The sequence below is a fragment of the Enterobacter sp. UPMP701 genome (assembly GCF_053709515.1).
The window spans coordinates 1-19,827 of sequence record NZ_JBSKJN010000014.1 but is presented as its reverse complement, the minus strand read 5'-3'; the positions used below and the strand labels follow the sequence as shown (position 1 = coordinate 19,827).

General features: G+C 55.8%; 19 protein-coding genes. 15 read left to right on the top strand and 4 right to left on the bottom strand.

What is annotated here, in order from left to right:
* Nucleotides 1-30 precede the first annotated feature (30 nt).
* Nucleotides 31-834, bottom strand: coding sequence for a dienelactone hydrolase family protein (locus ACWKXT_RS20905; RefSeq protein WP_454533331.1), 804 nt, complete (start codon nt 832-834; stop codon nt 31-33).
* Nucleotides 835-1,089: 255 nt separating this feature from the next.
* Between ACWKXT_RS20905 and udp the strand changes: the two genes are divergently transcribed.
* From udp to tatD, 9 genes are all read left to right on the top strand, one after another.
* On the top strand, nt 1,090-1,851 hold the full coding sequence (gene udp, locus ACWKXT_RS20900; RefSeq protein WP_003860792.1) for a uridine phosphorylase: 762 nt from the start codon (nt 1,090-1,092) through the stop codon (nt 1,849-1,851).
* Between the two features lie 139 nt (nt 1,852-1,990).
* Nucleotides 1,991-3,448, top strand: coding sequence for a DNA recombination protein RmuC (gene rmuC / locus ACWKXT_RS20895; RefSeq protein WP_454533330.1), 1,458 nt, complete (start codon nt 1,991-1,993; stop codon nt 3,446-3,448).
* Between the two features lie 66 nt (nt 3,449-3,514).
* The gene (gene ubiE / locus ACWKXT_RS20890; RefSeq protein ID WP_003860790.1) at nt 3,515-4,270 is read left to right on the top strand and encodes a bifunctional demethylmenaquinone methyltransferase/2-methoxy-6-polyprenyl-1,4-benzoquinol methylase UbiE; all 756 of its coding nucleotides are present in this window, start codon (nt 3,515-3,517) and stop codon (nt 4,268-4,270) included.
* A 13-nt stretch (nt 4,271-4,283) separates the two neighbouring features.
* On the top strand, nt 4,284-4,889 hold the full coding sequence (gene ubiJ, locus ACWKXT_RS20885) for a ubiquinone biosynthesis protein UbiJ (RefSeq protein WP_028014778.1): 606 nt from the start codon (nt 4,284-4,286) through the stop codon (nt 4,887-4,889).
* Entirely contained in the window at nt 4,886-6,526 is a 1,641-nt protein-coding gene (ubiB, locus tag ACWKXT_RS20880) for a ubiquinone biosynthesis regulatory protein kinase UbiB (RefSeq protein ID WP_454529411.1), read from the top strand. Before ubiJ ends, ubiB begins: the two co-directional genes overlap by 4 nt.
* 76 nt (nt 6,527-6,602) lie before the next feature.
* Nucleotides 6,603-6,857, top strand: a complete 255-nt coding sequence (gene tatA / locus ACWKXT_RS20875) for a Sec-independent protein translocase subunit TatA (RefSeq protein ID WP_454533329.1) — start codon at nt 6,603-6,605, stop codon at nt 6,855-6,857.
* 3 nt (nt 6,858-6,860) lie between these two features.
* Complete coding sequence (gene tatB, locus ACWKXT_RS20870; protein WP_080330391.1) at nt 6,861-7,403, top strand: Sec-independent protein translocase protein TatB; 543 nt, start codon at nt 6,861-6,863, stop codon at nt 7,401-7,403.
* 2 nt (nt 7,404-7,405) lie between these two features.
* Nucleotides 7,406-8,176, top strand: coding sequence for a Sec-independent protein translocase subunit TatC (gene tatC / locus ACWKXT_RS20865; RefSeq protein ID WP_126818783.1), 771 nt, complete (start codon nt 7,406-7,408; stop codon nt 8,174-8,176).
* Between the two features lie 41 nt (nt 8,177-8,217).
* Nucleotides 8,218-9,000 carry a 3'-5' ssDNA/RNA exonuclease TatD gene (gene tatD, locus ACWKXT_RS20860; protein WP_454529408.1) on the top strand — a complete coding sequence of 261 codons (783 nt, stop codon included), beginning with the start codon at nt 8,218-8,220 and terminating at the stop codon, nt 8,998-9,000.
* On the opposite strand, the gene rfaH is transcribed toward tatD, so the two are convergent.
* On the bottom strand, nt 8,997-9,488 hold the full coding sequence (gene rfaH, locus ACWKXT_RS20855; RefSeq protein WP_080330394.1) for a transcription/translation regulatory transformer protein RfaH: 492 nt from the start codon (nt 9,486-9,488) through the stop codon (nt 8,997-8,999). The two genes, tatD and rfaH, sit on opposite strands and share 4 nt — an antisense overlap.
* Before the next feature lie 170 nt (nt 9,489-9,658).
* Between rfaH and ubiD the strand changes: the two genes are divergently transcribed.
* The gene (gene ubiD, locus ACWKXT_RS20850) at nt 9,659-11,152 is read left to right on the top strand and encodes a 4-hydroxy-3-polyprenylbenzoate decarboxylase (protein WP_454529407.1); all 1,494 of its coding nucleotides are present in this window, start codon (nt 9,659-9,661) and stop codon (nt 11,150-11,152) included.
* A gap of 42 nt (nt 11,153-11,194) precedes the next feature.
* Nucleotides 11,195-11,896, top strand: coding sequence for an NAD(P)H-flavin reductase (fre, locus tag ACWKXT_RS20845; protein WP_028014772.1), 702 nt, complete (start codon nt 11,195-11,197; stop codon nt 11,894-11,896).
* Nucleotides 11,897-12,078: 182 nt separating this feature from the next.
* Here fre and fadA read toward each other — a convergent pair whose 3' ends face one another.
* Nucleotides 12,079-13,242 carry an acetyl-CoA C-acyltransferase FadA gene (gene fadA, locus ACWKXT_RS20840; protein ID WP_454529406.1) on the bottom strand — a complete coding sequence of 388 codons (1,164 nt, stop codon included), beginning with the start codon at nt 13,240-13,242 and terminating at the stop codon, nt 12,079-12,081.
* 9 nt (nt 13,243-13,251) lie between these two features.
* On the bottom strand, nt 13,252-15,441 hold the full coding sequence (fadB, locus tag ACWKXT_RS20835) for a fatty acid oxidation complex subunit alpha FadB (RefSeq protein ID WP_454533328.1): 2,190 nt from the start codon (nt 15,439-15,441) through the stop codon (nt 13,252-13,254).
* A 190-nt stretch (nt 15,442-15,631) separates the two neighbouring features.
* Between fadB and pepQ the strand changes: the two genes are divergently transcribed.
* Genes pepQ through hemG form a run of 4 tightly spaced genes read left to right on the top strand, consistent with a single transcriptional unit; the run spans nt 15,632 to nt 19,624 of the window.
* Complete coding sequence (gene pepQ / locus ACWKXT_RS20830; protein ID WP_454533350.1) at nt 15,632-16,963, top strand: Xaa-Pro dipeptidase; 1,332 nt, start codon at nt 15,632-15,634, stop codon at nt 16,961-16,963.
* On the top strand, nt 16,963-17,577 hold the full coding sequence (locus ACWKXT_RS20825; protein ID WP_454533327.1) for an IMPACT family protein: 615 nt from the start codon (nt 16,963-16,965) through the stop codon (nt 17,575-17,577). The genes pepQ and ACWKXT_RS20825 overlap by 1 nt, the downstream gene beginning before the upstream one ends.
* A gap of 39 nt (nt 17,578-17,616) precedes the next feature.
* A complete protein-coding gene (gene trkH, locus ACWKXT_RS20820) occupies nt 17,617-19,068 on the top strand; it encodes a Trk system potassium transporter TrkH (protein ID WP_013099227.1) in 1,452 nt (483 codons plus the stop codon).
* Nucleotides 19,069-19,078: 10 nt separating this feature from the next.
* The gene (gene hemG / locus ACWKXT_RS20815; protein WP_454533326.1) at nt 19,079-19,624 is read left to right on the top strand and encodes a menaquinone-dependent protoporphyrinogen IX dehydrogenase; all 546 of its coding nucleotides are present in this window, start codon (nt 19,079-19,081) and stop codon (nt 19,622-19,624) included.
* Nucleotides 19,625-19,827 lie beyond the last annotated feature (203 nt).

Sequence of the window (19,827 nt, the reverse complement as noted above, 5' to 3'; positions counted from 1 at the left end):
GCCCCGACGCTTGCCGGGGCTGCAATGCATTTATTTCTTCCCGCCGTACTGGCTAAACCACGCCAGCATTCTCTGCCAGCCATCTTTCGCCGACTCCGCGTGGTAGCTCGGACGATAATCGGCGTTAAACGCGTGTCTGGCATCCGGGTAAACCACAATCTCCGCCTTCGCATTCGCCGCGCGTAGCGCGTGGCGCATCGTCTCGACGGTATCAAGCGGAATGCCGGTGTCCTGGCCGCCATAAAGCCCTAACACCGGGGCATTTAAATCCGTTGCGATATCAACCGGATGTTTCGGCGAGTTCAGGGTCTTTTCGCCCACCAGTTTGCCGTACCAGGCCACGGCAGCTTTCAGCTGCGGGTTATGCGCGGCATAAAGCCAGCTGATGCGTCCGCCCCAGCAGAAGCCGGTCACCATTAAGCGATGCGGGTCACCGCCGTTGCGCGCCGCCCAGCTGGCAACATGGTCGAGATCGGCCAGCACCTGCGCATCTGGCACTTTGCTCACCAGGTTACTGAACAGCGTCGGGATATCGCTGTAGTCATTGGGATCGCCCTGACGGAAGTAGAGCTCTGGCGCAACGGCCAGATAACCTTCCAGCGCCAGGCGCCGGCAGATATCGCGAATATGTTCGTGAACGCCGAAAATCTCCTGAACCACAATCACGATGGGCAGCGGGCCGTCTTCCGTCCTGGGGCGTGCGTGATAAGCAGGCATATTTTCCCCCTGCGAGGGAATGGAGGTCTCGCCCGCCGTAATGGCGTCTTCTGAGGTTGAGACGATGGTTGAAGCATGCGGAGCCGCAGCAGGTGCAAATCCGGTTTTTTCAGTCATGGCATTCTCCGTACCAATGAGTTAGCGCAAAGGTAAATATAGACACCAGGTTAACAACCCACAGTGCCTTAAACGGTCTATCTTTTGTGCAGCACCCGACGATATAACTTGTTAATGTGATGTAAATCACTTTTTGATGGAAATTCAATGCAATCATTTTCATTCATGGTGAGGTGTGTCACGAAATTATGCTTACCGCTTCTGTAAAGTACCGTTTTACTTCTTCTGACTAACCGACCCACAGAGGAGTCACCTATGTCTAAGTCTGATGTTTTTCATCTCGGCCTCACTAAAAACGATTTACAAGGGGCTACGCTCGCTATCGTCCCTGGCGATCCGGAGCGTGTGGAAAAGATCGCCGCGCTGATGGATAAGCCGGTCAAGCTGGCTGCCCATCGTGAATTCACCACCTGGCGCGCAGAGCTGGATGGCAAAGCGGTGATTGTGTGCTCTACCGGTATCGGTGGTCCGTCTACCTCTATTGCGGTTGAAGAGCTGGCGCAGCTGGGCATTCGTACCTTCCTGCGTATCGGTACGACCGGCGCGATCCAGCCGCACATTAACGTGGGCGACGTGCTGGTTACGACCGCATCCGTCCGTCTGGACGGGGCAAGCCTGCACTTTGCACCGATGGAATTCCCGGCAGTGGCAGATTTCGAATGCACCACCGCGCTGGTTGAAGCCGCGAAATCCGTGGGCGCAACCACCCACGTGGGCGTAACGGCCTCTTCAGATACCTTCTACCCTGGCCAGGAGCGTTACGACACCTTCTCTGGTCGCGTGGTGAGCCGCTTCAAAGGCTCTATGGAAGAGTGGCAGTCCATGGGCGTGATGAACTACGAGATGGAATCCGCAACGCTGCTGACCATGTGCGCAAGCCAGGGTCTGCGTGCCGGTATGGTGGCGGGCGTTATCGTCAACCGCACCCAGCAGGAGATCCCGAACGCCGAAACCATGAAGCAAACCGAAAGTCATGCGGTAAAAATCGTGGTGGAAGCGGCTCGCCGTCTGATCTAGTCCTCCTCTCAGAGATAAAAGGCCGACACGTTCGGCCTTTATTTTTTGCGTAACGCCTCGCAGGAAAACCCTTTCAAACTGGACGTTTATACAGCACAATCTTATTTTGTGCAGGTAATACGTTGATGCAGGGGGCATTGTGGATATCTCAGTCCTGATTTATGCGGTGATTGCGCTGGCGGGCGTGGGGATAGGCTGGCTGATTTCCAGCTACCAGCACGCGCAGCAGAAAGCCGAGCAACTGGCAGAGCGCGAAGAGATCGTCGCTGACCTCAGCGCAGCAAAGCAACAGCTTGCGCTGAGCGACCACTGGCGCGACGAGTGCGAGCTGCTCAATAATGAGCTGCGCAATCTGCGTGATATCAACACCTCGCTGGAGGCCGATCTCCGCGAAGTGACCACCCGCCTTGAATCCACCCAACTGCATGCGGAAGACAAAATCCGCCAGATGATCAACAGCGAGCAGCGCCTCAGCGAGCAGTTTGAGAACCTCGCCAACCGAATTTTTGAGCACAGCAACCGCCGCGTCGACGAGCAAAACCGCCAGAGCCTGAACAGCCTGCTGACGCCGCTGCGCGAACAGCTGGACGGCTTTCGTCGTCAGGTGCAGGACAGCTTTGGCCAGGAAGCCCGCGAACGCCACACGCTGGCGCATGAGATCCGTAATCTTCAGCAGCTGAATGCCCAGATGGCGCAGGAGGCGGTCAACCTGACGCGCGCACTTAAAGGCGATAACAAAACCCAGGGGAACTGGGGAGAAGTGGTGCTGACGCGCGTGCTGGAGGCCTCCGGCCTGCGCGAAGGATATGAATATGAAACGCAGGTCAGCATTGAGAACGATGCCCGCTCACGCATGCAGCCGGATGTCATTGTGCGGCTGCCGCAGGGTAAAGATGTGGTAATTGACGCCAAAATGACGCTGGTGGCCTATGAGCGCTACTTCAACGCGGAAGATGACTACACCCGCGAATCGGCGCTGCAGGAGCACATTGCCTCCGTGCGTAACCACATTCGCCTGCTCGGCAGAAAAGACTACCAGCAGCTGCCGGGTCTCCGCTCGCTGGACTATGTCCTGATGTTTATCCCGGTTGAGCCCGCGTTTTTGCTGGCGCTAGACAGACAGCCTGAACTGATCACCGAAGCGCTCAAAAATAACATTATGCTGGTCAGCCCCACCACGCTGCTGGTGGCGTTACGTACTATTGCCAACCTGTGGCGCTATGAGCACCAGAGCCGCAACGCGCAGCAGATTGCCGATCGTGCCAGCAAGCTGTACGACAAAATGCGCCTCTTCGTGGACGACATGTCATCAGTCGGGCAGAGCCTGGATCGCGCGCAGGATAACTACCGCCAGGCGATGAAAAAGCTCGCCTCCGGACGTGGCAACCTGCTGGCGCAGGCCGAAGCGTTTCGCAGTTTGGGGGTCGAAGTTAAACGCGAGATTAATCCGGATTTGGCTGAACAGGCGACAGCGCAGGACGAAGAGTTTCGACTGCGTGAAGGCATAGATGAACAAAATACCCCCAGCCAGGACAACGATTTAGCGGTGGATTTATCGCCAGGTGAGCCGCCTGTGCGTTTCTTTCGCGGTGGTTGAATCGTAGGGCAATTGCGCCCAATCTGTTACACTTCACGAACATTTGACTGATTAGCAGGCTCTGAGATGGTTGACGATTCACAAGACACGACGCACTTTGGCTTTCAGACTGTAGCCAAAGCACAGAAAGCGGACATGGTGGCCCACGTATTTCATTCCGTGGCGGCGAAGTACGATGTGATGAATGACTTGATGTCGTTCGGCATTCATCGCTTGTGGAAGCGCTTCACCATCGACTGTAGCGGTGTGCGTCGTGGACAAACGGTTCTCGATCTGGCTGGCGGTACGGGCGATCTGACGGCGAAATTCTCCCGTCTGGTGGGCGAAACCGGTCGCGTTGTACTGGCTGATATTAATGATTCCATGCTGAAAATGGGGCGCGAGAAGCTGCGTAACATCGGCGTGGTGGGGAACGTGGAATACGTGCAGGCCAACGCCGAAGCGCTGCCGTTCCCGGACAATACCTTTGACTGCATCACCATCTCTTTCGGCCTGCGTAACGTGACCGATAAAGACAAAGCGCTGCGCTCCATGTACCGCGTGCTGAAGCCCGGTGGACGCCTGCTGGTGCTCGAGTTCTCTAAACCGATTATCGACCCGCTGAGCAAAGCCTACGATGCCTACTCATTCCACGTTCTGCCGCGTATTGGCGAACTGGTGGCAAACGACGCAGAAAGCTATCGCTATCTGGCGGAGTCAATTCGTATGCATCCGGATCAGGACACCTTAAAAGCCATGATGCAGGATGCGGAATTTGAGAACGTTGAATACTTCAACATGACGGCCGGTGTCGTCGCGCTGCATCGCGGTTACAAATTCTGAGTGGAGGTGTCCCGTGCCCTTTAAACCCTTAGTCACCGCAGGCATCGAGAATGTGCTGAATGCCTTCCTGTATCGCGCTCCGGCGCTGAAAGCTGCACGTCAGCGGCTAAACGGGAAGGTTTTGCGCATTGTGTTAAAAGAGTTCTCGACGCCGCTCGTGCTGGTCTTCAGCGAACGCCAGCTTGACGTTCTGGGTGAGTGGGAAGGTGAAGCGGATTGCTCGGTCATCACTCATATGAGCGTGCTGCCAAAACTGCGCGATCGCCAGCAATTAACGGCGCTTATCCGCAGCGGTGAGCTGGAAGTGGAAGGCGACATTCAGGTCGTGCAGAACTTCGTTGCGCTCAGCGATCTGGCTGAGTTCGACCCGGCAGAGCTGCTTGCGCCCTTTATTGGTGATATCGCGGCTGAAGGGATCGGGAAAGTGATTCATGGCGGTACGGCGTTCCTGCGCAAAAATCTGCAACGCCAACAGCGCTATGCCGCAGAAGTGCTGACCGAAGAGTGGCGCATGGCGCCCGGGCCACTGGAAGTGGCGTGGTTCGCGGAAGAAACGGCCGCGGTTGAACGCGCGGTTGATGCCTTAAGCAAACGGCTGGAAAAACTGGAGGGCAAATGACGCCTGGTGAAATTCGGCGCCTCTATTTTATCATCCACACCTTTTTGAGTTACGGGCTCGACGAGCTTATCCCCAAAATGCGTATCACGCTGCCGCTCAGGATCTGGCGGCGGACGCTGTTCTGGATGCCAAATCGCCATAAAGATCAGCCGCTGGGTGAACGCCTGCGTCTGGCACTACAGGAGCTCGGTCCGGTATGGATTAAGTTCGGGCAGATGCTCTCAACCCGCCGCGATCTCTTCCCGCCGCACATTGCCGATGAACTGGCGATGCTGCAGGACCGTGTCGCCCCGTTTGATGGGGTAAGAGCGAAGAAACAGATCGAAGAGGCGATGGGTAACCTTCCCGTTGAAGCCTGGTTTGATGATTTCGAAATAGAACCGCTGGCGTCGGCTTCTATCGCTCAGGTGCACACTGCGCGTCTGAAAGAGAACGGTAAAGAGGTGGTGATCAAGGTGATCCGTCCGGATATCCTGCCGATCATCAAAGCCGACATGAAGCTAATTTATCGCCTGGCGCGCTGGGTTCCGCGTCTGCTGCCGGACGGCCGTCGACTGCGTCCAATGGAAGTGGTGCGGGAATATGAAAAGACGCTGATTGATGAGCTTAATCTGCTGCGCGAATCGGCAAACGCCATTCAGCTACGCCGCAATTTTGAAAACAGCCCGATGCTCTATGTGCCTGAAGTCTATTCTGACTACTGCAGCCAGAACATGATGGTCATGGAGCGCATCTACGGTATTCCGGTTTCGGATGTGGTGGCACTGGAGAAGCAGGGAACGAACATGAAGCTGCTGGCCGAACGTGGCGTGCAGGTCTTCTTTACCCAGGTTTTCCGCGACAGCTTTTTCCACGCGGATATGCATCCCGGCAATATCTTCGTGAGCTATGAGCACCCTGAGGACCCGAAGTACATCGGTATCGACTGTGGGATTGTGGGCTCGCTGAACAAAGAAGATAAGCGTTATCTTGCTGAGAACTTCATCGCGTTCTTCAACCGCGATTACCGTAAGGTGGCCGAGCTGCATGTGGATTCCGGCTGGGTTCCGCCGGACACCAACGTCGAAGAGTTTGAGTTTGCTATCCGTACCGTCTGCGAACCGATTTTTGAAAAACCGCTGGCAGAGATCTCTTTCGGGCACGTGCTGTTAAACCTGTTTAATACGGCCCGCCGTTTTAATATGGAAGTTCAGCCACAGCTAGTTTTACTTCAGAAAACATTACTTTACGTTGAAGGTGTAGGTCGACAACTCTATCCTCAGTTAGACTTGTGGAAGACGGCTAAACCTTTCCTGGAATCCTGGATTAAGGATCAGGTTGGCCTTCCGGCGCTGGTGCGCTCGCTGAAAGAGAAAGGCCCGTTCTGGATTGAAAAAATGCCTGAAATTCCTGAACTGGTTTACGACAGTTTGCGTCAAAGCAAGAACCTTCAGCACAGCATGGATAAAATCGCCCGCGAGCTTCAGTCCAGCCGCGTTCGCCAGGGGCAGTCACGCTACCTCTTTGGCATTGGGGCTACGCTGTTGCTGAGCGGTACGTTGCTGCTGATTAACCGTCCGGACTGGCAAATGATGCCCGCCTGGCTGATGGCGGGTGGGGCTGTCGTCTGGCTCGCTGGCTGGAGAAAAACGCGCTGAGTTTGCGTCGCTATCATCAGGTTGCATACGTATAATGCGATCTGACCAATTAATCATCTATCCCTGAGGAATATGTATGGGTGGTATCAGTATCTGGCAATTAGTCATTATTGCCGTCATCGTTGTACTGCTGTTCGGCACCAAAAAGCTCGGTTCTATTGGTTCCGATCTGGGCGCGTCTATCAAAGGCTTCAAGAAAGCAATGAGCGATGATGAGAATAAGCAGGATAAAACCAGCCAGGATGCTGACTTTACTGCTAAATCCATCTCCGATAAGCAAGAAGATGCCAAAAAGGAAGACGCTAAAAGCCACGACAAAGAGCAGGTGTAAGCCGTGTTCGACATTGGTTTTAGTGAGCTGCTGCTGGTCTTTGTGATTGGCCTGATTGTGCTGGGGCCGCAGCGTCTTCCCGTGGCGGTGAAAACCGTCGTGGGCTGGGTTCGCGCGCTGAGATCGCTGGCATCGACCGTTCAGAACGAGCTGGCGCAAGAGCTTAAGCTGCAGGAGTTTCAGGAAAGCCTGAAAAAGGTTGAGAAGGCGAGCATGGATAACCTGACGCCGGAACTGAAAGCCTCAATGGATGAGCTGCGCGAAGCGGCGGAATCCATGAAGCGCTCCTACAGCGTTAACGATCCTGAAAAAGCGAGCGATGAAGCGAACACCATTCATAACCCGGTGGTGAAGGACAGTGAAGCGCAGCGCGAGGGCGTGACGCCAGCGAGTGCGGAGCACCAGGCCGCAGCGCCTGAACAAACGCCGCAGGAACCTGAACTGAAAAAACAGGTGCAGCCGGAAGAGCCAGTGGCAAAAGCGGCTGACGTTAAGCCCGCCGCACCCGTTTCCGAATCATCCCCCTCGTCGAGTGATAAAGCGTAACCATGGCAGTAGATGATACTCAACCGCTTATTGCGCACCTGATTGAGCTGCGTAAGCGCCTGTTAAACTGCATTATTGCGGTATTCCTCATATTCCTGTGCCTGGTCTATTTCGCCAACGATATCTATCAGGTGGTTTCTGCTCCGCTGATCAAGCAGATGCCGCTGGGGGCAACAATGATAGCAACAGACGTTGCATCTCCGTTCTTCACCCCGATTAAGCTCACCTTCTGGGTGTCGTTGATTGCGTCTGCTCCCGTCATCCTTTATCAGGTATGGGCATTTGTGGCACCCGCACTGTACAGGCACGAACGTAAACTGGTGATCCCGCTGCTGGTCTCCAGCTCGTTGCTGTTCTATATCGGCATGGCGTTTGCCTACTTCGTTGTCTTCCCGCTGGCCTTTGGCTTCCTGACGCATACCGCGCCGGAAGGGGTCCAGGTATCGACGGACATCGCCAGCTACCTCAGCTTTGTGATGGCGTTGTTTATGGCGTTCGGCGTGGCATTCGAGGTGCCGGTGGCCATTGTGCTGCTCTGCTGGGTAGGGGTAACCACCCCAGATGACCTGCGTAAGAAGCGTCCCTATATTCTGGTGGGCGCCTTCGTGGTTGGCATGCTGTTGACGCCGCCGGACGTCTTCTCACAAACGCTACTGGCAATACCGATGTACTGTCTGTTTGAGGTCGGTGTATTCTTCTCGCGTTTCTACGTGGGTAAAGGACGCCGGTCGGACGACGAAGACGATGCGTCCGAAAAGACCACTGAAGAGTAAAACCAACCGCCCGTCAGGGCGGTTGTTCTATGGGGAATTGCATGTTTGATATCGGGCTCAACCTGACCAGCTCGCAGTTTGCAAAAGATCGTGATGAGGTAGTTGCTCGGGCTATTGACGCTGGCGTAAAAGGGCTGCTCCTGACCGGAACCAACCTGCATGAGAGTGAGCAGGCGCAGCTGCTGGCGCAACGCTACGATCGCTGCTGGTCAACCGCCGGCGTCCACCCTCATGACAGCAGCCAGTGGACAGCCGAGAGCGCAGAAAATCTGTACGCGCTGGCAAAAACAGCGCAAGTCGTCGCCATTGGCGAATGCGGGCTCGACTTCAACCGCAACTTCTCGACGCCTGATGAACAGGAAAAGGCTTTCACCGCCCAGCTTGCTCTGGCGGCAGAGCTTGAAATGCCCGTCTTTATGCACTGTCGCGACGCGCATGAGCGTTTTCTCGCACTGCTGGACCCATGGCTGGATAAACTGCCGGGTGCAGTGCTGCACTGTTTTACCGGGTCGCATCAGGAAGCGCTGGATTGCCTGAAACGCGGTTTGTATTTAGGTATCACCGGTTGGGTGTGTGATGAGCGCCGCGGGCTTGAGCTTCGCGAGCTGCTGCCGGCGATCCCGGCAGACCGTTTGCTTTTTGAAACTGATGCGCCATACCTGCTGCCGCGAGATATGAAGCCCAAACCGGCATCGCGACGAAATGAGCCCGCCTGGCTGGGGCACATTGTCGAGCGCGTAGCGCAGTGGCGCGGAGAGGAGCCGCACTGGCTTTCCGCGCAGACGGATGACAACGTGCGCAACCTGTTCGGGATTAGCTTTTAGACTTTGCGGAAGTCGGTGTTTTTAACGCTCTGCAGCACCTGCTTGTTCAGCAGATTGAGCAACAGCATGGAGCGCGCTTCACCGTCCGGCTCGGCGAAAATCGCCTGCAGGCCTTCGAATGCGCCTTCCGTAATGACGACGCTATCGCCCGCGTAAGGGGTTTCCGGGTCGGTGATCCCTTCAGGCTGTTGATAAATCGACAGCTGATGGATAACCGTCGACGGAACCGTGGCCGGGTGGGCGCCAAAACGCACGAAGTGACTGACGCCGCGCGTTGCACTGATGGTGGTGGTGTGGATCACCTCAGGGTCGAACTCTACGAACAGATAGTTCGGGAATAAAGGCTCACTGACAGTTGTGCGCTTCCCGCGCTGCATTTTTTCAAGCGTGATCACGGGTGTCAGACAATTTACAGACTGACGTTCAAGATGTTCCTGCGCGCGCTGAAGCTGCCCGCGTTTGCAATACAGTAAATACCAGGCCTGCATAATCACTCTTTCCCTTAGTTCGGGGCGCAAGCATATCAAAACCCTGGAGGGATCGCTAAGTTGATTATAATGGGGGAAATTCGAACACAACGGATAAGTTCACGCTAATTTAACAAAATTACAGCATCGAGCAGGCTTACGCCGTATAATGAAGCGCTTACAGAGAGGCCATGACTAACTGCATGAAATACCACGATCTCCGCGACTTCCTGACGCTGCTGGAACAGCAGGGTGAACTGAAACGCATTACACTTCCTGTTGATCCTTATCTGGAAATGACAGAAATTGCTGACCGCACCCTGCGTGCCGGTGGCCCCGCATTACTGTTTGAAAATCCCAAAGGTTACTCCATGCCGGTGCTGTGCAACCTGTTTGGCACTCCGCGCCGTGTTGCGCTGGGAATGGGGCAGGAAGACGTAACCGCGCTGCGTGAAGTGGGCAAGCTGCTGGCATTTCTGAAAGAGCCGGAGCCACCAAAAGGCTTCCGCGACCTGTTCGACAAGCTGCCGCAGTTTAAGCAGGTGCTGAACATGCCCACCAAACGCCTGCGCGGCGCGCCGTGCCAGCAGAAAGTACTGGAAGGCGATGCGGTGGATCTCACCAAAATTCCGATCATGCAGTGCTGGCCTGAAGATGCTGCGCCGCTGATTACCTGGGGCCTCACCGTGACGCGTGGGCCGCATAAAGAGCGGCAAAACCTCGGTATTTATCGCCAGCAGCTGATTGGCAAAAATAAGCTCATCATGCGCTGGCTTTCGCATCGCGGCGGCGCACTGGATTTTCAGGAGTGGTGCGCTGCGCATCCGGGTGAACGTTTCCCGGTTTCTGTGGCGTTAGGTGCCGATCCGGCCACCATTCTGGGAGCGGTAACGCCCGTCCCGGATACGCTCTCTGAATATGCGTTTGCTGGCCTGCTGCGCGGGACCAAAACTGAAGTCGTGAAGTGTATCTCTAACGATCTTGAAGTACCGGCCAGCGCCGAAATTGTGCTGGAAGGTTACATTGAGCAGGGTGAAATGGCGCCAGAAGGCCCTTACGGCGACCACACCGGCTATTACAATGAAGTGGATAACTTCCCGGTGTTTACCGTTACGCACATTACCCAGCGTGAAGATGCGATTTATCACTCCACCTATACTGGCCGTCCACCGGATGAACCGGCGGTGCTGGGCGTGGCGCTGAACGAAGTATTTGTGCCGATCCTGCAAAAGCAATTCCCGGAAATCGTGGATTTCTATCTGCCGCCTGAAGGATGCTCGTATCGCCTGGCGGTGGTCACGATGAAGAAGCAGTATCCAGGTCATGCTAAACGCGTGATGATGGGCGTTTGGTCTTTCCTGCGCCAGTTTATGTATACCAAATTTGTTATTGTCTGCGATGATGACGTTAACGCCCGCGACTGGAATGACGTTATCTGGGCGATTACCACGCGAATGGATCCTGCGCGTGATACGGTGTTAGTCGAAAATACGCCGATAGATTATCTGGATTTTGCCTCGCCGGTTTCCGGTCTTGGCTCAAAGATGGGACTGGATGCCACAAATAAATGGCCTGGCGAAACCGACCGTGAATGGGGTCGCCCGATCAAAAAAGATCCTGCTGTGACCGCGCGAATTGACGCGATCTGGGACGAACTGGCCATAATGAATAACGGTAAACCCTGAGCTGACCGTTAAGCCCTATAGACTTCCCGACAGAGAGAGCGAATGACAACCTTAAGCTGTAAAGTGACGTCGGTAGATGCTATTACCGACACCGTATATCGCGTCCGTTTGGTTCCTGAAGCGGCATTCTCATTCCGTGCCGGCCAGTACCTGATGGTGGTGATGGATGAGCGTGATAAGCGTCCTTTCTCTATGGCCTCTACGCCAGCAGAGCAGGAATTTATTGAGCTTCATATTGGTGCGTCTGAGCTTAACCTGTACGCGATGGCCGTTATGGACCGCATCCTGAAAGAGCGTGAGATTGTGGTCGACATTCCTCACGGCGACGCATGGTTGCGTGATGACGAAGACCGTCCGCTGATTCTGATCGCGGGCGGTACGGGCTTCTCCTATGTGCGCTCAATCCTGCTGACCGCGCTGGCGCGTAATCCAGACCGTGACATCACTATCTACTGGGGCGGCCGCGAAGAGAAACACCTGTACGACCTGTCTGAACTTGAAGCGCTGAGCGTTAACCATCCTAATCTGCGTATTGAGCCAGTGGTCGAGCAGCCGGAAGAGGGCTGGCGTGGGCGTAGCGGGACGGTGCTGACGGCGGTGCTGCAGGATCACGGTACGCTGGCGGGACATGATATCTACATTGCAGGCCGTTTCGAGATGGCAAAAATTGCCCGCGACCTGTTCTGTAACGAACGTGATGCGCGTGAAGATCGCCTGTTTGGCGATGCGTTTGCGTTTATCTAAATAAAAAGCCCGCCCCTGACAGGCGGGAAGAACGGCAACTAAACTGTCTCTCTTCGCCAATGACGCCATAACTGCGTTGGCTGCGCTCGTTCACCCGAATCACTTACTCATGTAAGCTCATCGGGATTCGCTCGCTTGCCGCCTTGTTCTGACGTCATTGGCTTTGAGATATTTGTCCTTACTTACACTCTCTCAAACACCGTCGCGATACCCTGACCCAGCCCAATACACATCGTTGCCAGACCAAACTGGGCATCTTTGCGTTCCATCAGGTTAATCAGCGTTGTGCTGATACGCGCCCCGGAACAGCCCAGCGGGTGGCCGAGGGCGATCGCGCCGCCGTTGAGGTTAATCTTCTCGTCGATCTGCTCCATCAGCCCCAGATCTTTAATGCACGGCAGGATCTGCGCGGCAAAGGCTTCGTTCATCTCAAACAGGTCGATATCGCTGGCGGTTAAGCCCGCTTTTTTCAGCGCCAGCTTCGAGGCCGGAACCGGGCCGTAACCCATGATAGAAGGATCGCAGCCCACGACCGCCATCGAACGCACGCGGGCGCGAGGGGTTAACCCCAGCTCGCGGGCGCGGCTTTCGCTCATCACCAGCATCGCGGCGGCACCGTCTGACAGCGCCGACGACGTCCCTGCCGTTACCGTGCCGGTGACCGGATCAAACGCAGGGCGCAGTGTGGAAAGCGCTTCTACGGTGGTTTCCGGGCGGATGACTTCGTCGTAATTAAACTGCTTCAGTACGCCGTCTGCGTCGTGACCGCCGGTCGGGATGATCTCATTCTTAAAGGCACCGGACTGCGTGGCGGCCCAGGCGCGAGCGTGAGAGCGCGCGGCAAAGGCATCCTGCATTTCACGGCTGATGCCGTGCAGACGAGAGAGCATCTCCGCGGTCAGGCCCATCATCCCCGCGGCTTTCGCCACGTTACGGCTCATGCCCGGATGGAAATCGACTCCGTGGCTCATCGGTACGTGACCCATATGCTCCACGCCGCCCACCAGGCAGGCCTGCGCATCACCGGTCATGATCATGCGCGCCGCATCGTGCAGTGCCTGCATCGACGAACCGCACAGGCGGTTGACGGTGACAGCCGGAACCGAGTGTGGGATCTCCGCCAGCAGCGACGCGTTGCGGGCGATGTTGAAACCCTGCTCAAGGGTCTGCTGCACGCAGCCCCAGTAGATATCATCCAGCGCTGCTGGGTCCAGTGCCGGGTTGCGCGCCAGCAGGCTACGCATCAGGTGCGCGGAGAGGTCTTCCGCACGCACGTTACGGAACGCGCCGCCTTTTGAACGGCCCATCGGGGTGCGAATCGCATCAACAATGACAACCTTTTCCATTGTGACTCCTTAAGCCGTTTTCAGCGCGCCAACCGGACGGGCTGGCTCAACTGCTGGATAGTAGGGTTCGTTATGGCGTGCTTTGCTACGCAGACCTTCCGGCACCTCATACAGCGGGCCGAGGTGCTGGTACTGCTGCGCCATATCGAGATAGCGGGCGCTGCCGAGCGTGTCCAGCCAGCGGAACGCGCCGCCGTGGAACGGAGGGAAGCCGAGGCCGTATACCAGCGCCATGTCGGCTTCTGCCGGGCTGGCGATGATGCCTTCTTCCAGACAACGCACCACCTCGTTGATCATTGGAATCATCATCCGGGCGATAATTTCGTCGTCGGTGAAGTCGCGTTTTGACTGGCATACGTCGGCCAGCAGGCCATCCACCGCCGCATCTTCTTCTTTCTTCGGTTTGCCTTTGCTGTCTTCTTTATAACGCCAGAAGCCCAGGCCGTTTTTCTGACCGAAGCGGTTGGCGTCGAACAGGGCGTCAATCGCATCGCGATAATCTTTCTGCATACGCTGCGGGAAGCCCGCCGCCATGACGGCCTGCGCGTGGTGGGCGGTATCAATGCCGACCACGTCCAGCAGATACGCCGGGCCCATCGGCCAGCCGAACTGTTTTTCCATCACTTTGTCGATTTTGCGGAAGTCCGCACCGTCGCGCAGCAGCTGGCTGAAACCAGCGAAGTACGGGAATAGCACGCGGTTAACGAAGAAGCCCGGACAGTCATTAACGACGATCGGCGTTTTGCCCATCTTGCTTGCCCACGCCACCACTTTAGCAATGGTTTCGTCAGAGGTTTTTTCCCCACGGATCACTTCGACCAGCGGCATACGGTGTACCGGGTTGAAGAAGTGCATGCCGCAGAAGTTTTCCGGGCGCTTCAGCACGCTCGCCAGTTCGCCAATCGGAATAGTGGAGGTGTTAGAGGCCAGCACGGTGCCTGGACGAACCTTGTCTTCCGTTTCTGCCAGCACCGCTTTTTTCACTTTCGGGTTCTCAACGACCGCTTCAACGACCACATCCACACGGTCGAAACCGCTGTATTCCAGCACAGGCTGAATGGTGGAGATCACACCTGCAAGCTTCAGTCCGTCAATTTTGCCGCGTTCCAGCTGTTTATTCAGCAGCTTAGCGGCTTCGGTCATGCCCAGCGTCAGGGATTTCTCGTTGATATCTTTCATTACCACTGGCACGCCTTTCCAGGCCGACTGATAAGCGATACCGCCACCCATAATGCCAGCGCCAAGTACCGCCGCGTGTTTTGGCGTCTCAACGTTTTTGGTCAGCTGTTTGGCTTTACCTTTCACGAATTGATCGTTGAGGAAGATGCCTACCAGCGCGCGGGCTTCATTGGTGTGCGCCAGCGGAACAAAGCTTTGATTTTCCAGCTTCAGCGCTTCGTCGCGGCCAAAGCGGGCTGCGGCTTCAATGGTTTTCACCGCCGTGATCGGCGCCGGGTAGTGTTTACCTGCCGTCTGCATCACCATACCTTTGGCGATGGTGAAGCTCATGGTGGCTTCAATCTTGCTGAGCTTTAATGGCTCCAGCTTCGGCTGACGTTTGGCCTTCCAGTCGAGGTCGCCGTTAATCGCCTGACGCAGAATGGCGAGGGCGCCTTCAACCAGCTTCTCTGGTTTCACGATGCCGTCGACCAGACCGATTTTCTGCGCCTGGTCCGCGCCTACGTCTTTACCGGCGGCAATAATTTCCAGGGCACTGTCGGCGCCCAGCATGCGTGGCAGACGGACGGAACCGCCAAAGCCCGGCATGATGCCCAGTTTGGTTTCAGGCAGGCCGATGCGCAGGTCTGGCGTGGCCAGTCGGTAGTCGGTCGCGAGTACGCACTCACACCCGCCGCCCAGCGCGTAGCCATTTACGGCAGAGATCGTTGGAACAGGCAGATCTTCCAGACGGTTAAAGACGCTGTTGGCAAAGTGCAGCCACTGACTCAGCTGTTCTTCCGGAACCTGGAACAGCGAAAGGAATTCGGTGATATCGGCACCGACAATAAAGGCCGCTTTGTTCGAACGCAGCAGCAGCCCTTTTAATTCAGATTGCTTTTCAAGTACTTCCAGCGCCTGGCCAAGACTGGCCACCGTCGCGGTATCAAGCTTGTTCACTGAGCCGGGGGCATCGAACACCAGTTCGGCAATGCCATCTTCCAGCCAGTTGAGGTACAGGGTGTCGCCTTTGTAAAGCATGTCAGTCTCCTGAATCCAGCAAGTGGATCTGGTCATACCAGATGAAACGGAGTGTGGAATTTATGTTAATAAAATGCAAATTACTCATTAAGAAATTGCTGCGCTGATCACGGTCGGTGGAAATCACGCAGCCGGAGTGAGGTGTGCTAAGATGCGATGACTTGAGGTCAAAAAAACGAAAGGAATAATGATGGACTCACTGGCTTCGCTTTATAAAAATCATATCGTTACCCTACAGGAACGTACCCGCGATGTACTGGCCCGCTTCAAGCTGGATGCCCTGCTGATCCACTCCGGCGAGCTGATGAACACTTTTCTTGATGACCACGCCTACCCGTTTAAGGTCAACCCACAGTTTAAAGCCTGGGTGCCGGTGACACAGGTTCCAAATTGCTGGCTGCTGGTGGACGGCGTGAACAAGCCGAAACTGTGGTTCTACCTGCCGGTGGATTACTGGCACAACGTCGAACCGCTGCCGACCTCTTTCTGGACCGAAGAGATTGACGTGATTGCGCTCCCGAAAGCGGATGGTATTGGCAGCCAGCTGCCTGCTGCGCGCGGCAACATCGGCTACATTGGCCCTGTACCTGAACGCGCGCTCGGTCTGGATATTCCAGCAGACAAGCTCAATCCGAAAGGGGTGCTGGATTACCTGCACTATTACCGCGCGTATAAAACCGACTATGAACTCTATTGCATGCGTGAAGCGCAAAAAACGGCGGTAAATGGTCACCGTGCCGCGCACGAAGCGTTCCAGTCAGGCATGAGCGAGTTCGACATCAACCTGGCCTACCTGACCGCAACCGGTCACCGTGACACCGACGTTCCGTACAGTAATATCGTCGCGCTGAACGAGCATGCGTCTGTTCTTCACTACACCAAACTGGATCACCAGGTTCCGTCTGAGATGCGCAGCTTCCTGCTGGACGCAGGGGCAGAGTATAACGGCTACGCGGCCGACCTGACCCGTACCTGGGCGGCGAATGGGGATACCGATTTTGCGCAGCTGATCAAAGACGTAAACGACGAACAGCTGGCGCTGATTGGCACCATGAAAGCCGGAACCAGCTACGTGGATTACCACATCCAGTTCCATCAGCGCATTGCCAAACTGCTGCGTAAACATCAGATTGTGAAAGACATGAGCGAAGAGGCGATGGTCGAGAACGATCTGACCGGGCCATTCATGCCGCACGGTATCGGCCACCCGCTGGGCCTGCAGGTTCACGACGTTGCGGGCTTTATGCAGGATGATACCGGCACGCACCTGGCGGCACCGTCTAAATATCCTTACCTGCGCTGCACCCGTATTCTTGAGCCGCGCATGGTGCTGACGATTGAACCGGGGATCTACTTTATCGAATCCCTGCTGGCGCCGTGGCGTGAAGGCCAGTTCAGCAAACACTTCAACTGGGAAAAAATTGACGCGCTGAAACCGTTTGGCGGTATTCGCATCGAAGATAACGTGGTGGTTCACGAAAACGGTATCGAGAATATGACGCGAGACCTGAAGCTGGCCTGATGGAAAGCTGGCTGATACCGGCTGAACCGGTCACCTTTGTTGAGGAAATCAAGAAAAGCCGCTTTATTACGCTACTGGCGCACACTGACGGCGTAGAGGCGGCGAAAGCGTTTGTCGAGTCCGTTAGGGCTGAGCATCCTGATGCACGCCACCACTGCGTGGCGTGGGTGGCAGGGCCGCCGGATGATTCGCAACAGCTCGGTTTTTCCGACGACGGTGAACCGGCGGGCACAGCCGGTAAACCTATGCTTTCTCAGCTGATGGGCAGCGGCGTGGGTGAAATTACCGCCGTGGTAGTACGTTACTACGGCGGCATTCTGTTAGGCACCGGCGGGCTGGTTAAAGCCTATGGCGGTGGCGTCCAGCAGGCACTGAATATGCTGATGACCATCCGCAAAACGCCGCTCACCGAATATACTCTATTGTGCGATTACGCCCAGTTATCCGGTATTGAAGCGTTGCTGCGGCAGTTTAACGGCGTCATCGCGCACAGTGACTATCAGGCGATGGTGCAATTACGCGTGGCGCTTCCTCAGGCTGAACTGGCTGCTTTTTCAGCAAAACTGGCTGATTTTAGTCGTGGTTCGTTGCAATTGCTGCCGATTGAAGAATAATCCCCACCTCACTTTTGAATACCAAAGGAAGCGGCAGAGATGCATTTTCGTGCCATAACCCGAATCGTTGGACTGCTGGTCATACTCTTTTCCGGGACGATGATTCTCCCTGGACTGGTGGCGCTTATCTACCGGGACGGCGCGGGGCGGGCATTTACCCAGACCTTCTTTGTCGCGCTGGCGATTGGCTCGCTGCTGTGGTGGCCAAACCGTCGTCAGAAAGGTGAGCTGAAATCGCGCGAAGGCTTTTTGATTGTGGTTCTGTTCTGGACGGTACTGGGAAGCGTCGGTTCGCTGCCCTTTATTTTCTCTGAACAGCCCAATCTCAGCATCACGGACGCCTTTTTTGAATCGTTCTCCGGTTTAACGACCACCGGAGCGACGACGCTGGTGGGGCTGGATTCGTTACCCCACGCGATTCTCTTTTATCGCCAGATGCTGCAATGGTTCGGGGGGATGGGGATCATCGTCCTGGCGGTGGCTATTCTGCCGATTCTGGGCGTCGGGGGAATGCAGCTCTATCGCGCCGAAATGCCGGGGCCCCTGAAAGATAACAAGATGCGCCCGCGTATTGCCGAGACGGCGAAAACCCTCTGGCTTATCTATGTATTGCTGACGGTGGCCTGTGCGCTGGCGCTCTGGTTCGCCGGGATGCCTGCCTTCGATGCCATCGGACACAGCTTCGCGACGATTGCGATTGGCGGGTTCTCCACTCACGATGCCAGCGTGGGCTACTTCGACAGCCCAACGATTAACACCATCATTGCGATTTTCCTGCTGATCTCCGGCTGTAACTACGGTCTGCACTTCTCTTTACTGAGCGGGCGCAGCCTGAAGGTGTACTGGCGCGATCCTGAGTTCCGCATGTTTATTGGCGTCCAGCTTACGCTGGTCGTCATCTGCACTCTGGTGCTGTGGTTCCACGATGTTTATAACTCGGCGCTGACCACGCTAAACCAGGCCTTCTTCCAGGTGGTATCGATGGCGACGACCGCCGGGTTTACCACGGACAGCATCGCGCGCTGGCCGCTGTTCCTGCCGGTGCTGCTTTTATGCTCTGCATTTATCGGGGGCTGTGCGGGGTCTACGGGTGGTGGCCTGAAGGTGATTCGTATTCTGCTGCTGTTTAAGCAGGGGAACCGCGAGCTGAAACGTCTGGTTCACCCGAACGCGGTCTACAGCATCAAGCTGGGTAACCGCGCGCTGCCGGAGCGTATCCTCGAAGCGGTGTGGGGGTTCTTCTCGGCGTATGCGCTGGTCTTTATCGTCAGTATGCTGGCGATCATCGCGACGGGGGTGGATGATTTCTCCGCTTTTGCGTCCGTCGTCGCAACACTGAACAACCTCGGGCCTGGTCTGGGGGTGGTGGCGGATAACTTTGCCAGCATGAACCCGGTTGCGAAATGGATCCTCATCGCCAATATGCTGTTTGGGCGTCTTGAGGTCTTTACGCTGCTGGTGCTGTTCACTCCAACATTCTGGCGCGAATAAGGAGCCATTGATGAAAACACTGATTCTTTTCTCAACGCGAGACGGACAAACGCGTGAGATTGCCGCGTATCTGGCGTCGGAATTAAAAGAAGTGGGTATTTACTCGGATGTGGTGAACCTGAATCGCGCGGAGCAGATCGCCTGGCAGGAGTACGATCGTGTGGTGATTGGCGCCTCCATTCGTTACGGGCATTTCCATCCGGCGCTGGATCGCTTTGTGAAAAAGCATACTGCGGTACTCAACACATTGCCGGGCGCGTTTTACTCGGTCAATCTGGTTGCCCGTAAAGCTGAGAAGCGTACGCCGCAGACCAACAGCTACACGCGTAAGTTTTTACTCAGCTCGCCGTGGCAGCCAGACCTGTGTGCCGTTTTTGCCGGTGCGCTGCGCTATCCTCGCTACCGCTGGTATGACCGCTTCATGATCCGCCTGATTATGAAGATGACGGGTGGTGAAACCGATACACGTAAAGAAGTGGTTTATACCGACTGGTCGCAGGTAGCCAGTTTTGCGCGTGAAATTGCGCACTTAGCGGGCAATTCGCGGGTTAAATAAGCGTTGAGTTTGAAAAGTGAGCGAACAAAAAGTTTTTTGTATTTTGTGCTTGTCACTTCAGAATAACTCCCTATAATGCGCCTCCACTGACACGGAACAACGGCACACACGCCGCCGGGTCAGCAAAGAAAAGCAAAACAAACGCTTGACTCTGAAGCGGGAAAGCGTAATATGCACACCCCGCGCCGCAGCGAAAACGAAGC

Coding starts and splice junctions, on each gene's coding strand:
- ACWKXT_RS20905 (WP_454533331.1), bottom strand. CDS start 834: ATGACTGAAAAAACCGGATTTGCACCTGCTGCGGCTCCGCATGCTTCA.
- udp (WP_003860792.1), top strand. CDS start 1,090: ATGTCTAAGTCTGATGTTTTTCATCTCGGCCTCACTAAAAACGATTTA.
- ubiE (WP_003860790.1), top strand. CDS start 3,515: ATGGTTGACGATTCACAAGACACGACGCACTTTGGCTTTCAGACTGTA.
- ubiB (WP_454529411.1), top strand. CDS start 4,886: ATGACGCCTGGTGAAATTCGGCGCCTCTATTTTATCATCCACACCTTT.
- tatA (WP_454533329.1), top strand. CDS start 6,603: ATGGGTGGTATCAGTATCTGGCAATTAGTCATTATTGCCGTCATCGTT.
- tatC (WP_126818783.1), top strand. CDS start 7,406: ATGGCAGTAGATGATACTCAACCGCTTATTGCGCACCTGATTGAGCTG.
- tatD (WP_454529408.1), top strand. CDS start 8,218: ATGTTTGATATCGGGCTCAACCTGACCAGCTCGCAGTTTGCAAAAGAT.
- rfaH (WP_080330394.1), bottom strand. CDS start 9,488: ATGCAGGCCTGGTATTTACTGTATTGCAAACGCGGGCAGCTTCAGCGC.
- ubiD (WP_454529407.1), top strand. CDS start 9,659: ATGACTAACTGCATGAAATACCACGATCTCCGCGACTTCCTGACGCTG.
- fre (WP_028014772.1), top strand. CDS start 11,195: ATGACAACCTTAAGCTGTAAAGTGACGTCGGTAGATGCTATTACCGAC.
- fadA (WP_454529406.1), bottom strand. CDS start 13,242: ATGGAAAAGGTTGTCATTGTTGATGCGATTCGCACCCCGATGGGCCGT.
- fadB (WP_454533328.1), bottom strand. CDS start 15,441: ATGCTTTACAAAGGCGACACCCTGTACCTCAACTGGCTGGAAGATGGC.
- pepQ (WP_454533350.1), top strand. CDS start 15,632: ATGGACTCACTGGCTTCGCTTTATAAAAATCATATCGTTACCCTACAG.
- ACWKXT_RS20825 (WP_454533327.1), top strand. CDS start 16,963: ATGGAAAGCTGGCTGATACCGGCTGAACCGGTCACCTTTGTTGAGGAA.
- trkH (WP_013099227.1), top strand. CDS start 17,617: ATGCATTTTCGTGCCATAACCCGAATCGTTGGACTGCTGGTCATACTC.
- hemG (WP_454533326.1), top strand. CDS start 19,079: ATGAAAACACTGATTCTTTTCTCAACGCGAGACGGACAAACGCGTGAG.